Here is a 13037-nt window from a genome sequence, read left to right as displayed (position 1 = left end):
TTTCTTACGTTCTTGTTTAAGTAGTAAAAAATAGTGATTGATTTAAAAGAGATAAAGGAATGCTCCGAAATGTGCAGGTATGTAAGAAAATTAGGAGCAACAGAACAATTCAGATAATATTACAAGCATTGCTACAACAAGTAACTAGATTAACTCGGATAGTAAGGGGTGAGGCAGCCAAATGATAGACTTCAGTAGAGTAAGACCACTGTTCGTTACTCTGGCGAGTGTCGCTCTTAGTTTAATAGTTTTGCAATTTTCGTATAAATATTTTGTGAGTTTGTTGCAAGAACAAGCGCTGAATAGGGCTGATAGTATCGTCCATAAGATTGACACCATATTCTTTTACGCTGAAAAAGCAAATGAGAAAACTTTAAGCTTAGCACTGAGTGGGAATAACTGTGATGAGGCATCTTATGAGCTAAGAAAGATTGCAGCATCAATGCCTTATGTTAGAACAACAAATATATCAGTTGACGGTTATATAAACTGCACTTCCCTTTGGGGAGACAGGATATTTGAGGATGATGACGAGAGGTATGTCTCGGATAAGTTACTGTTAATGCCTGGAAGTCAAGTGGCACAAAACCACCCACTTATCGTCCTGCGTACCAGTAAGGATAAGATAGCGGCATTAAGTGGAATTGACGCGCTTCATCTTAGACAAACTCTCTTTAGCTCAACAGTTGATTCTCACCTTACCTATTTCTCTTTGGGTAAGATATGGCTAGATCAAAACGGTGCTCTTTTAAATAGCGACCCAACGAAACAGCTTGTTGGGGTGGAGAGTTCTAAATCTGACTTTTTTCCCTATAGCGTCTCTGTTGGCTTTTCATACTCTTCACTACAGGAAGCGTTTTGGCACGAAAAAAAATTCTACATTCTATTAATTCTGTTAATACAACTTTCCTTCCTAGTTTACTATTGGTGGCATACAACTCGTCCCCAAAGTCTTGATGAAGAGTTAAAGAGAGCCATAAAAAAAGAGGAGTTTGTTCCTTATGCTCAGGCCGTTGTTAATGCTAAAACACGAGAAATAGAGGGAGTGGAAATCTTAATGCGTTGGCTGCATCCTATTCAAGGAGTGGTACGTCCAGACTTATTTATTCCCCAAGCTGAAGAATCAGGTCTAATAGTACCAATGACTCAGTTGCTGTTAAAGGAAACGGCAAAGCAACTATGTGCCTATAGTAGTCATCTAACGAAGCCATTTCACGTCGGCGTGAATATATCACCCCAGCATTGTCGTGGTATGGGTTTGGCGAATGAGTGTAAAGAATTTATTCAAACTGTAAATCAAGAAAATATCATGCTTGTTTTGGAGTTAACTGAGCGAGAAGTATTGGATTTTTCTGAGTCAACCGAAGTGCTGTTTAGCAACCTCAAAAAATTGGGGTGCAAAATCGCGATAGACGATTTTGGTACTGGGCATTCTAGTCTTGCTAACCTTCAAAAATTTCAAGTCAACTACATAAAAATAGACCAAATGTTTGTTCAAGGAGTTGAAAGTAACCCTACCTCCAGGCACTTAGTTGAAAATACGATAGAGTTAGCGAATCGACTCTCTCTCGAGATTGTTGCTGAAGGTGTTGAAACGGAAGAACAGCAAGAATATTTGGCTAACTATCATGTCAAATACTTACAGGGTTTTCTTTTTTCCAAACCCATACCATTAGAAGAATTTTTGCAAGAGTACGGTAAAAAGAAAGGGCTTAAATTTGCAAGTTGTTTAAACTGACCTTAAGCCTCAACGAAGGAAGTATTCAAAAGATACTTGGTATGATTGTGGAGTGTCGATATTAAGTGGCATCGCCCACGGGGCTTGGACCTCTTTGCCTATGTATTGAATAACGTTCGCTTTGTCGATGGAGTGAGTTCAACTAACAAAGCGTTTAAGAATGATTCCCAACGCTTGGCACGTTGGGTTCAGTATTTACGGTGCTATAGTCAAGTTTGTGGTAGCGTAGCTCATACCTTAACACGGCGTTAATTTCCCATATATCAGCTAATCCGTTACATTCTAATTTAGTAATATAACTGACAAGGTTTTGTGTCCAAGGACTTCTCAGCGCGATCCGAGCTAACAAATTTCTGCCCCGAAATGTGTTAACGCATTTACTCAATAGCAGGCATCACTTCTGAATCTACCTTACTTTTCTTAATGCTCATCTATCATAGGGCAACACTAGAAACCTTGCGTATTTTTGATTAAAACAGTGGTCGATTCAGCTAATCTGCTCTTAAAAGGTAGCTATGCTCTCGGGCTAGTCCTCACCTCAGAGCACAACCCACCTTAAGGCTAATTTAAGGGTATATACTGAATTGTCGTAAACGTACTAATCAAATCCTGCACCGATATTACATCTGACTACTACAAGAAGCGTCTATTTATCTAGACTATATAAGGTCTTGTTGCTCTACCGATTTAACAGGAACGAAGTGAATGTCGGGTCTGGAAAAGGCCTCGCAAATCGCTCTTGCGTCATTGGCGTCGTTCTTTTGTCGCCCAACGAATGGCTTCACGTAATGGGCTGGAATAAGAGCGATTGTATGTCCTAATTCTTGGAATATCCGCCCCCAGTAATGCGAAGGTGCGCACGACTCCATCGCAAGGTCAGCTTTCTCTGGCAATTGGCGAACAGTACCAAGAAACTTATCTCGTTTAACTTTTCGATTGGATATTATTTCTCCATCAGTACTCAACACGCGTACTTGGAATAGGTTTTTGGCTATATCGATGCCGACAACTTTGATAGACATACTTTTTTACTCCTGCTCTCACTGGTTGCACCATAAGTTTGGTACAACAACGCTAGAAGGGAGGTGCGTCCATCACATCAAAGCCAGTCATCGCACCCCACTGGACTTAATGAGTATCGTACGCAAAGAATTCACAATCAGTAATGATTTGAAGAAAGTAGACCGTATTTTTTAAAAGTGAATTAGTGCCATTACTCTAATTGGTGATTGAATATGTGGAGTTAGAGCCTGAAAATGGGTAGGTCATTGATAGTCTGATCAATATCATTAAACCAGTAGATAAAACTATTACATAACCATTTGAAAAAATTTTCAACCAATCCCCCCAACTACGATAAGTACATTGCATTATTATGAAATTTGGCAGTACTTGCTTGCGTATGCAATAACTTCAACTAGACTTCATGTAAATCTGGTATGTGCAACTGAATTCATAAAAATTGAAGCTTTGCATCTCTGCGTCGTCCGGTTTAAATCTGTTTTAATAATTCAATTAGTAAAGGATACTTAAAATGAACGTAAAAAATAATCATCAAGAACTAGTCACAATACATTCTACTCCTGCAGCTGATGGTAGTGGCACATGGAAACATGCAATGTCAGGATCATTTGTTTTTTACTTTGAACAATATGGCTGGACTACAAATCAAAAACAAATTATGGCTAAGGCATTTAAGGAAGCCCTTGGGATCCCTAACCTCATAAAGCAAGCTGTACTTGATACTAGCGGTCAAGATGTTGTAAACGGCGTATATACCCAAGATAAAAGTGCGATGGTTAAAGCCATGAATAGCATCCATGGGATGTCACAAACAAGTAGCTCCACTAGTAATCTTTCAGGAAGTGGAACTATCACAGACGCTAACCAGCAGCTATTTAACCGTATGCTGGCTGGGATTGGTGGTGATGTATCCCCCATGATGACATATCTCAACAGTGAAATGAGTATCTATCAGCAAACTGCAGCTGGTATGCCAACATCACCACAATACTTCGGTATTTCGATGGCTGTTCTTTCTTTAGTAGAAGTGTTTGATACTCCAGTAACATCAGCTTTATACACATTCGCTAAGGCTGATTCAGCAGCAACATTAATAGAACACTCATGTGAGAGTCCTACAACAGAATTCTCTTGGAATTTAGACTACGAAATTGTTAAGTTTTTATACAATACTTCCGACCATGCTCTGTTTGCTTAGTTGAGCTTGCTTAAAAAAATGATAAAAGCTGAATATAAAAAGGGATGGTTATATTTTTAGATTGATTTTACAATATAAGATCACTGCTTATATGACAATTAAACTAACAGCCATCCTTATTTAGTTAAATAATTATGAAATGCAAATAAATTAATCATAATAACGCTCAATATTTGGTGTTATTATATTCAGGTCAGAAAGATAAAGTATCAGAATTTTACTGAAAAAGAATGCACCCATGCGTTGTTTACTTTTGGACATGACTCTGATATGTAAGGATAAACCTCTATGATTACATCAATCGCACACTGTGTTACACCGACTAATAATGCAGTTTGGTTAAATACAAATAATAATAATTTGGTGCTTTCTCTAGTACAAACTGGAACAGAGGATAAAGTATTACCAGCGTTTGGGCATGCCAATTCATTAATAGATCAAGTTAGAAACAATCTTGTTTCAGAGAAATTATATGATGAAGGACTATTTTTATTAAGCCTTAGTGATATGACGAAACAACTAATGGTTATAGATGGTATGTCTCTAACTTCATCAAGTAATCAGATAAAACCATTTCAAGGAACACCGTCAGAGATAAATTTGGATTTTTTTGAATTTGTACTCATATGCAAAAGTGATGAACTCAAGTATATAAACCCATTTCTTATGCGTTATATGAGGAACCTTCAACTTATAGCTAAAGAGTATGATTTAAGTTCAGCTGGCTTCTTGCTTGGATATATTGAATATAACTCTTTAATCAAAAAGGTTCAGACTAACTTTACATACATATCCATAACAGACCCAACCATGGAAGCATTCAAAAAGATTAATTGTCAAAGTGATAAACCACTTAACAATTATCCATATCAATTTGATGTTGGTAGGTTTAGCTATGTAACAAGTTGAAATAATACTCTATAGATCGCATATTTATCTTAACTGTCCGCTAAATTAGGGTAGAACCATTCCGGCTACCTCGGTCGGGTGTATTACAACTGTGGAAATGGACACTTCACTCACGGTTTTCCACGCAAAAATTTATCCATATTTTTCAAATTGGAGTGAGTATCTTAAGAAGCTTATGTTCAAAGGTGTGCTGACGGGGTGTGTAACACAGAAATGCCCCAAGGCGAGTTACATCTGAATATTACGTTGAAGAATTAAACAGGTTTTGCACTAAAGAAACTAATACTAAGATCTCTATATAAAGCTATCACTTAAGTCAATCCAACTAATTTTTTGACTAGGTTACTAAAAGTATACTAATTGAATTCGCTTTTTAGGTAACTAATATATACCGCAGCAGACAAGGAGCTATGACTTCACTTGTCTATCCAATCTTTATATGCGGAGTAATTAACAATGAGCAACATTCTTATCATCAATGCCCACGAGCCATCGCCATTTTCAGAAGGCAAACTTAATGCGTCTTTGGTTGACAAAGCTGTTACACTTTTAGAGCAAAAAGGACATATTGTTCGCGTTGTGACCATGCAAGAAGAGTATGTTGTTGATGAACAATTGGCCCACTTTCAATGGGCTGATCGAGTCATTCTGCAATCCCCTGTTAATTGGATGACGATCCCTTGGTCTTTCAAGAAATATATGGATGAAGTGTTCACAGCCGGAATGGGAGGTGCGTTGTGTGCTTTCGATGGCCGCAGTGAAGATGAACCGACTAAAAACTATGGTACAGGCGGTACACTTACAAACACCAAGTACATGCTTTCTCTAACATTTAATGCTCCACAAGAATCGTTTAATAGCCAAGATGAATACCTATTCCAAGGTAAAAGTGTGGATGATTTGATGTTCCACATGCACGCAAATTTTCGATTTTTTGGTATGTCTGCACTGCCTACTTTTGCATGTTACGATGTTATGAAGAATGCCGATATTGAGAATGACTTCGCTCGATTTGAAGCGCACCTCAACGAAGTATTCTAGTAACGGTCTGGATTCGTTTTTAGCGAGGCTGTATGAAAGCAAAAGTTGAAATAAATGCAAAAGGACACAAAAGTGTTATTCATGCCTGCGGCGAGCCATGTGCTATTGAAAAAGGAATGAGGATTTTAGGAGCTAAATGGAAAGGTTCAATTATCTATCATTTGAAAGATGGTCCGGTTCGGTTTAATGATCTTTCACGCATGCTCGGTGGCGCAAGTAAGAAGATGGTAGACCAACGCCTAAAGGAACTCGAAAACGAAAATATGGTGATACGTCGAGTGCTAAATGAAAAGCCGCTAGCCGTAAGCTATGAGCTTACCGAGTTTGGAAGAAGTGCCTTGAATATTCTTGATGAGTTAAGAAAGTGGTCGGAAAGTAACGATATCCAACTCAAGTAATTTCAATGAAAGTTAACATTGCAAAAAGGCAACATCTTAAGGTGTTGCCTTTTTTATACGAGAGTTATTCGGAACTGTCTCGTTCTAGCAAGCTACATTTAGTAATCTAACGTACCTCGGATTGGATAATGATTATCTGGGTCGCGAATCCAAGCTAACCCCCGTGTAAGTGCACCAAGTTCAGGTCTCACAAATGGGTTGTTTGATAGATCTACTACGTGAACATTTCCATGCTCATTAATTACAAATAACCCCGGCTCTGCAAAGTTATGGTCAGTCTCTTTTTCAGAGCGCGGTAGTGAAATGTAAAGTCCTAGCATTTTCATTTGTTGCTCACTTAAACCATAAGCAATCGGGAAGCTTATATCGAGCTTTTCTAGATGTTGTTCTAATTGTTCCTTTGAATCGCCAGAGACAGCCAGAATATCGACACCGGCATCGGAAAAGGCTTGTTTATAAGTTTCTATTTCATTCAAGTATTTTGTGCAAAGTGGGCAGTGTTTACCACGATAAACGAATACAGCCTGCCAAGTAGCTTCACCTTGTGGCTGACCTAACTTCACTTTTGTTCCATCTATTTTAGTTGCTTCCAATACAGGGAAAGTAGCACCTGCTTTCAGTTTCTTTGAGTATCCCATCTTGGCTCCTTGGATTTAACTATTACTAAGTAATTCAAAACGTAGGGCAAGATCAGAATAGTTTCAACTAGTATACTTTTGGTAACCTAGATAAGGAAACTGTCCATTTCTTCCAACTACAATCGTGATGACCAAATCAAAAAGGAGTTCATCATGGTGGTTTTCAACAAAACAAAACGAAGTGGCGTCAAAAAGCCTTTTCGGCTTGAGGAAATTTGGCGGATCAGAACCAGATTAGAAATTGAAAATAATTTGATGCAGCTTGCGTTGCTCAACTTAGCTATTGATAGCAAACTTAGAGCGAGTGATTTGCTCGTTCTCAGAGTTTGTGATGTATCTTCGCAAGATAGGATATTTAATCGCGTTAAACATATTCAGCGAAAAACGGGCATTGAAGTTCAATTTGAGATAACGACAAGAACTCAACAAAGCCTAATTAAATGGATTTTGATTGCTTCACTAGGCAGCAGAGATTTTCTTTTTCCAAGTCAAAGACGTAAGCACAAAGCTATAAGCTATTCGTACTACCGCTATCTAGTTAGAAAGTGGGCGTTAAACCTTGGGTTAGATCCGAACCTATATGGTACTCACTCGATGAGACGAACAAAAGCGACACTGGTCTATGCAAAAACTAAAAATATCCGAGCGGTACAGCTTTTACTGGGGCATACAAAGGTAGATAACACTATTCGCTACCTTGGTGTCGAATTAGAAGATGCATTGTTACTTTCAGAAGGCACGGATTGTTAGTCGAAATGAACCCTATTTAGTAGGGTTCCTATTGTTCACCGACAAGGTGTTGCCCCAAACTTTGTTAGAACTAATAGACACTTCAAAGTAGCGACATACAGTTTGGATTAAGTAATCTAATGCAAAATGAATGGCAGATTGGACTAACATGTTTAATCCAATCAGGAATGAGCAAGTAATAGAAATAGTGCTGACCTTTGCGGTTATGCTTCTCTAATGAAAGCCAGCACTTTCGCGGATTAATTCACTTCTGAAAGTTTAAGATCGGGACTTTTTTTCTGATTTAGTAAGATACTAATCAACGCTAATACCGTAAATGCTAAGCTTGATAGGAATAGATTTTCTACACCGAACTGAGCGATAAACCACGCCGCTATTACCGAGCCAATAGTAATTCCTAGGTTTGAAAAAGATACAAAAAGACTATTCGCAAACACTTTAGCATCTCCCGCATTTTCCATTATCCATGTCTGGCTAACGATCAAGCCTGCTGAGTGTACAGCGCCCCAAAATGCAACCATGGCAATCATAAAGTAGAAAGAAAATCCCATAAGGTAAATTGTGATAAAGGTAAGACTGAATAGTACAGGGTACAGTACTACAGTTTTTCGCATATTCTGACTGAGTAACTTACCAAAGATAAAGTTGCCAAAGATACCAAATACACCGAACACCATCAGCATGGCGCTAATCCACGTACCGTTCATATTCGTTACTGTGCTTAAGTATTGAGTAATAAAACTGTACGAAGAAAACATCGCTGCAAAGATGAATATAACGGTGAATAGCGACAGCCACATGGACTTGCTACGTAAAATAGTCACTTGAGAGCCGAATGACATTTTTTCCTTTACAGGCGCGCTTTCCATCAAAAACATCACACTCACTAACGCAATAGCACAAGCAGTTAAGCCAAAGTAGAAGGCATAAGCAAGTGAATATTCTTCAGCTAGAAAAGCGCTAATCGGAATACCAAAGACCAAACCAACCGCTACTCCACCAAAAACTTTAGCGGCGGCGTTGCTTTGTTCTTCAACTGGAACCATAGATGTGACAACCACTAAGGCAACAGAAAAGAAAACAGCATGGACTAAAGCCGGTAGAACGCGAAATATCATCATGGTTGAGTAATCTTGCGTCATGGCGTACACAAGGTTCGAGAGCACGAATAAGGAAAGAATGCCGACTAGAACATACTTCCTATTCCATCCAGACATCAATAATGTGATGAAGGGTCCGCTTATGGCGACAATGACAGCATAGATACTAACTAATAGCCCCGCTTCTTGTACGTCAATGTTTAAATCTTTCATGACTTGCGGAAGAAGACCGATGATACCCAGCTCTGTCGTGATAACGCCAAAAACGGCTAAAGATAGAGCAAAGATAAACAAGCTTTGTTTTTTCATTGTTTCAACTCAAATGATTATTAACGTATGGAATATATGTACCGTTAACATTGGTTGTTGTTAGAACACTCAATCCATGCTTTGGATAGGTGACGCAAAAATGTTGTTTTTCGTCCAATAAAAATGCCGTTATCAATGCAATTGAATTCGGCAAATTATCAGAATTCGCATTTTCAAAGGGGGAATGGCTTCTATTTATCCCGATGACATGCGCTTAGAACCGTGTTGTACGAAACTTGCAAGTGACGACTGGTTGCTCGCTTTCCATGATTTTGTGCGGTCATTTCAATAATTCTGCCCCTAATGCCTGGTTTGCAGGCTTCGTAACAATAGTTCACCTGAAACGTGCGACAGCAACTCAGGCAGCGATACCTTTGATGGCCTTTAGGGCCATAGCCATGCTTTACCACGCTGTCACTCTTACAACAGAAGTGGCAATGGGGGTTATTCGTCGTCACATCGAACCTCAAAGCCTCAGCGAGAGATACCGAGAATCTTTTGAATGTAATTATCAAGTTGGATTGCATAATAGGGGATAACACACGCCGAATTGAGTCCTTTAGATTACTAATACATATTCCCACGAGGACTTAATGTGTGTTTTTTGCAGCGTTAGACTGAACATCAAGCTCAGAAGAAAGCAAAACAAGCATCTGTTTTTAAATGATTTAATCTCTGGTTTCTTTCGATAAATAGAAGGTGTGATGAATGCACACAATTTAGCCGTTACGTTGATTTGTTAAAAAATACCCAGTTGACGACTCGAACATGCCATGACACATTTTGCGCCCTGCTTCGGTATGCCATTTAATGTGAGGGCATATCGGTATAACACGTTATGAGATTAACCTTATGAAAAAATGGAAGAAAACACTTTTAGCCTCATCGGGTATTTTACTTTCCTCAATGGCTTTTGCGGGTAATGAGCAGAGTCAAAAAAACAGTGAGTTTCCAATCCCTGCAGGCTTTGAAAGTAGCTTTAAAGACGTGAATGGCGTAAAGCTTCACTACGTAGTTGGAGGTGAAGGACCTTTATTATTAATGGTTCATGGTTTTGCTCAGTCATGGTACGAGTGGCACCAATTAATGCCTAAATTAGCTGAAGAGTATCAAGTTGTAGCCATGGACCTACCAGGGTTGGGGCTGTCTGAGCCGCTCAACTCCTCTTATACAGGACAAGACGTATCACCTTATATCCATTCTTTAGCTAAAACCTTTAGTCCGGAAGAGAAATTTAATGTTATCGCTCATGACATTGGCGGTTGGGTGACCTACCCAATGCTGGCTCAGCATCAGAATGATATTGATAAGGTCGCTTTATTAGAGACCATCGTACCAAGCGACCTCATCTATACGTTCCCAGCCTATACACCTCAGGGAGAGTCGACCGCGTGGCACTTTAGTTTTTTCTCTGCTAAGAATGAATTAGCTGAATCACTTATCTCCGGTAATGAAGATAAGTTTTTTAAACATTTCATTCTTGAGCATGCAGAAAACAAGAATGCATTTTCAGATGAACTCTTCGGTATGTATGCTGACTCTTATAAAAAGCCTCAAACGTTACATGCCGCTTTTGAATATTACAGAGCGCTCCCAGAGTCTGTGATTCAAAATGACAATCTATCAGAGAATAACTTGTTGAAAATGCCGATTTTGGCAATATCAGGTAACGGTCAAGGCAGTTTAGGTAAAACTCAAATTAATCAAATGAAAGAGTATGCCAACGACGTTCAAGGTCATGTGTTGGAGTCATGTGGCCATTGGTTGATGGAGGAGTGCCCCGTCCAGGTTGAAAGTATTGTTACTGACTTCTTTGACAAAAAATAATTTACAAAACTGAGCTGAGTTTTGTTTCTATTGCGGTCTTCATTGCTGCTATAGACTGTCTATCATTGTTGTTAATACATACCCTAGAGTAAACACTAGGGTATTTTTTCATTTGAGCGGTGATGAGTCTAAAGCGTTGGAGAGATTCAGAGAACAATGGCGATTGAGTTGATTCGTGCTCAGTCATATCGCGATACAACGAGCACGCATTATTCGTTGTCTAGTTCAGAATGTACCCAGCGAGAAAACGCTTGAAATTTTGCTCTCGTTTCCATGCCTTTAGGACAAACCAAATCGTAGCCCTTTCCTGATTCAATATGTGGAAATGGCGCGACTAATCTCCCCGCTTGGATTAAAGGTAGCGCAAATTCATATCGAGCAAGGAATACACCAAGCGATAATTCCGCTGCTTCCATCGCCAGCCTGTTATCACTATAGAAATCACATCGCTTTTCGCAGTCGATGCCGACATTCATCTCATCTAACCAATGCTGCCACGCACTCGTATCCCCTCTATGGATAAAATTAACGTCAGATAGAGCGCTCAACCCATTGTGAAGGCCATGCTCGGCGGCGTAATCAACACTGCACACAGGTGTTCTTTTCCCTGAAAACAGTCGCTCACTGTAGTGGTTTGGATACCGCCCTTGGCTATAAAAAATCGCCACATCGTAAGGCTCAAATTGAAAATCAGATTGATTTTGTTTGGTTTGCAGCTTGATGCTTAGATTTGGGTATAGCTGACGAAGTGAAGGGAGTTTCGGGATCAGCCAAGCAGAGGCAAAATAAGGTGATGTCGCTATATGTAAGCTACCAGTCAGCTCTCCGGTTTGAATGTCAGAAAGGGTGGAAAATATGGACTCAAATGATGAGTTCAAAACACTCAGAACTCTTTGTCCCTCCGGGGTTAGCTCTAACTTTCGGGTTTTTCTAATGAATAGATTGAATTGAAGCTGCATTTCCAGTTTTTTAATTCGCTGGCTCACCCCACCTTGAGTCAGAAAGAGCTCTTCTGCTGCCTTGGTAAAACTCAAGTAGCGCGCTGCAACGCTAAAAGTATGAAGCAGAGAAAGCTGCTGTTGTTGATTGGTTATTGAGCTCATGCATTACTCTAGTTAATTCATTTAGAGGTATTGTTCGTTTGTCCGAAGCTGTGAGTCACTATAGATTAATTTGTGTAATGTCACATTACAAGGACGTTAATGGTGACTCAATCAAGAAGCGCAACGTTGTCGATGACGGAAAGCTCAATACGGGCATCGGAACTGATAGCGCTATTACTAGAATCGATAAAATACAACTTGGATGAGATACGATGAAACTTATATTAAATGCTGATGATTTTGGGCTGACGGAGTCGGTGAACTTGGGGATTGCGGATTGTTTTCGTGCCGGAACCGTAAAATCGACCACCATCATGATGAACCAACCTGGCGTCGCTCATGCGTCACAGCTCTATCAACGTGGCCTTATTTCTGAAGTTGGACTGCATTTTACAGTGACATCTGGTCAACCCATTTCAGATCCTACATTGGTTCCAACACTGGTCGACGAGAATGGTCATTTTTTTGATAGAAAGACCCTATTTAATAAATCCGATGTCTCCTCTAACGAAGTGGCGAGAGAGCTTAAAGCGCAATATCAAGCCGCTATAGACGAAGGCTTTAATATTAATCATATCGATAGTCACCATTTTGCAGGCGCCTATCGCCCTCTTAAAATAGGTTTTACACAAGCAGCCAATGAAATAGGCCTCCCCGTCAGGCGTATTGATAGCTTTATACGAGGTCAAAACTTGTTATCGGTCCCGACACCAGATGCGTTTGATATGGGATTTCATGCCGAAGGCGCTAATATTGAATATCTCAAAGCCATGTTGCTGGCTTATCAAGACAGCATGCCTAACAGCACGATTGAATTGATGTGTCACCCTGCCAGAACGCTTAACGAAGAGCTAGAGGACATCTCTAGCTATGCCCATGCCCGCGTTGAAGAGTGGAAGATTTTAACCAGCGATGAGTTTTCTCTCTGGCTAAGAAAAAATGACATTGAATGCGTCGGCTTTGATGCGCTTCATGCTTAATTCAGCGAGGCAACCTACCTCCT

Annotated in this window: 11 protein-coding genes and 1 pseudogene; 8 read left to right on the top strand and 4 right to left on the bottom strand. The window is 39.7% G+C overall.

From position 1 onward, the window contains the following. Positions 1-181 precede the first annotated feature (181 nt). Positions 182-1738 (top strand): cyclic diguanylate phosphodiesterase, encoded by a 1557-nt coding sequence (locus FKN16_RS10325; RefSeq protein ID WP_170902622.1) that lies wholly within the window; start codon positions 182-184, stop codon positions 1736-1738. A 665-nt stretch (positions 1739-2403) separates the two neighbouring features. Here the strand turns inward: FKN16_RS10325 and FKN16_RS10320 are convergent. Then, positions 2404-2760 (bottom strand): annotated as a pseudogene (locus tag FKN16_RS10320) (transposase); the annotation flags it as partial. 512 nt (positions 2761-3272) lie between these two features. Here FKN16_RS10320 and FKN16_RS10315 point away from each other — a divergent pair. From FKN16_RS10315 to FKN16_RS10300, 4 genes are all read left to right on the top strand, one after another. Next, on the top strand, positions 3273-3959 hold the full coding sequence (locus FKN16_RS10315; protein WP_102547522.1) for a hypothetical protein: 687 nt from the start codon (positions 3273-3275) through the stop codon (positions 3957-3959). Between the two features lie 288 nt (positions 3960-4247). Beyond that, positions 4248-4868, top strand: a complete 621-nt coding sequence (locus tag FKN16_RS10310; protein ID WP_102547521.1) for a hypothetical protein — start codon at positions 4248-4250, stop codon at positions 4866-4868. Positions 4869-5324: 456 nt separating this feature from the next. After that, the gene (locus FKN16_RS10305) at positions 5325-5909 is read left to right on the top strand and encodes an NAD(P)H-dependent oxidoreductase (RefSeq protein ID WP_136998878.1); all 585 of its coding nucleotides are present in this window, start codon (positions 5325-5327) and stop codon (positions 5907-5909) included. A 32-nt stretch (positions 5910-5941) separates the two neighbouring features. Beyond that, on the top strand, positions 5942-6307 hold the full coding sequence (locus tag FKN16_RS10300) for a helix-turn-helix domain-containing protein (RefSeq protein ID WP_017058055.1): 366 nt from the start codon (positions 5942-5944) through the stop codon (positions 6305-6307). Between the two features lie 98 nt (positions 6308-6405). On the opposite strand, the gene FKN16_RS10295 is transcribed toward FKN16_RS10300, so the two are convergent. After that, complete coding sequence (locus FKN16_RS10295; RefSeq protein WP_017058056.1) at positions 6406-6945, bottom strand: redoxin domain-containing protein; 540 nt, start codon at positions 6943-6945, stop codon at positions 6406-6408. A 153-nt stretch (positions 6946-7098) separates the two neighbouring features. Between FKN16_RS10295 and FKN16_RS10290 the strand changes: the two genes are divergently transcribed. After that, positions 7099-7695, top strand: coding sequence for a tyrosine-type recombinase/integrase (locus FKN16_RS10290; RefSeq protein WP_077681356.1), 597 nt, complete (start codon positions 7099-7101; stop codon positions 7693-7695). 239 nt (positions 7696-7934) lie between these two features. On the opposite strand, the gene FKN16_RS10285 is transcribed toward FKN16_RS10290, so the two are convergent. Then, a complete protein-coding gene (locus FKN16_RS10285) occupies positions 7935-9104 on the bottom strand; it encodes an MFS transporter (RefSeq protein ID WP_104972759.1) in 1170 nt (389 codons plus the stop codon). 852 nt (positions 9105-9956) lie between these two features. Here FKN16_RS10285 and FKN16_RS10275 point away from each other — a divergent pair. Further along, positions 9957-10931: an alpha/beta hydrolase gene (locus FKN16_RS10275; RefSeq protein WP_102332977.1), complete on the top strand. Its 975-nt coding sequence runs from the start codon at positions 9957-9959 to the stop codon at positions 10929-10931. Positions 10932-11140: 209 nt separating this feature from the next. Here FKN16_RS10275 and FKN16_RS10270 read toward each other — a convergent pair whose 3' ends face one another. Next, positions 11141-12034 carry a LysR substrate-binding domain-containing protein gene (locus FKN16_RS10270; protein WP_170902621.1) on the bottom strand — a complete coding sequence of 298 codons (894 nt, stop codon included), beginning with the start codon at positions 12032-12034 and terminating at the stop codon, positions 11141-11143. A gap of 212 nt (positions 12035-12246) precedes the next feature. On the opposite strand from FKN16_RS10270, the gene FKN16_RS10265 reads away from it, so the two are divergent. Continuing rightward, positions 12247-13014, top strand: coding sequence for a carbohydrate deacetylase (locus tag FKN16_RS10265; RefSeq protein WP_170902620.1), 768 nt, complete (start codon positions 12247-12249; stop codon positions 13012-13014). Positions 13015-13037: the final 23 nt, after the last annotated feature.

The sequence above is a fragment of the Vibrio sp. 11-4(1) genome (genome assembly GCF_013048625.1).
Taxonomy (GTDB): domain Bacteria; phylum Pseudomonadota; class Gammaproteobacteria; order Enterobacterales; family Vibrionaceae; genus Vibrio; species Vibrio diabolicus.
The sequence above is the reverse complement of the archived record's forward strand: the minus strand, read 5'-3'. Positions and strand labels throughout refer to the sequence as shown.

Bases quoted from the DNA above. Each gene is read 5' to 3' on its own strand.
- FKN16_RS10265 (WP_170902620.1), top strand. From the start codon at position 12,247: ATGAAACTTATATTAAATGCTGATGATTTTGGGCTGACGGAGTCGGTG.
- FKN16_RS10325 (WP_170902622.1), top strand. From the start codon at position 182: ATGATAGACTTCAGTAGAGTAAGACCACTGTTCGTTACTCTGGCGAGT.
- FKN16_RS10305 (WP_136998878.1), top strand. From the start codon at position 5,325: ATGAGCAACATTCTTATCATCAATGCCCACGAGCCATCGCCATTTTCA.
- FKN16_RS10295 (WP_017058056.1), bottom strand. From the start codon at position 6,945: ATGGGATACTCAAAGAAACTGAAAGCAGGTGCTACTTTCCCTGTATTG.
- FKN16_RS10315 (WP_102547522.1), top strand. From the start codon at position 3,273: ATGAACGTAAAAAATAATCATCAAGAACTAGTCACAATACATTCTACT.
- FKN16_RS10270 (WP_170902621.1), bottom strand. From the start codon at position 12,034: ATGAGCTCAATAACCAATCAACAACAGCAGCTTTCTCTGCTTCATACT.
- FKN16_RS10310 (WP_102547521.1), top strand. From the start codon at position 4,248: ATGATTACATCAATCGCACACTGTGTTACACCGACTAATAATGCAGTT.
- FKN16_RS10290 (WP_077681356.1), top strand. From the start codon at position 7,099: ATGGTGGTTTTCAACAAAACAAAACGAAGTGGCGTCAAAAAGCCTTTT.
- FKN16_RS10300 (WP_017058055.1), top strand. From the start codon at position 5,942: ATGAAAGCAAAAGTTGAAATAAATGCAAAAGGACACAAAAGTGTTATT.
- FKN16_RS10285 (WP_104972759.1), bottom strand. From the start codon at position 9,104: ATGAAAAAACAAAGCTTGTTTATCTTTGCTCTATCTTTAGCCGTTTTT.
- FKN16_RS10275 (WP_102332977.1), top strand. From the start codon at position 9,957: ATGAAAAAATGGAAGAAAACACTTTTAGCCTCATCGGGTATTTTACTT.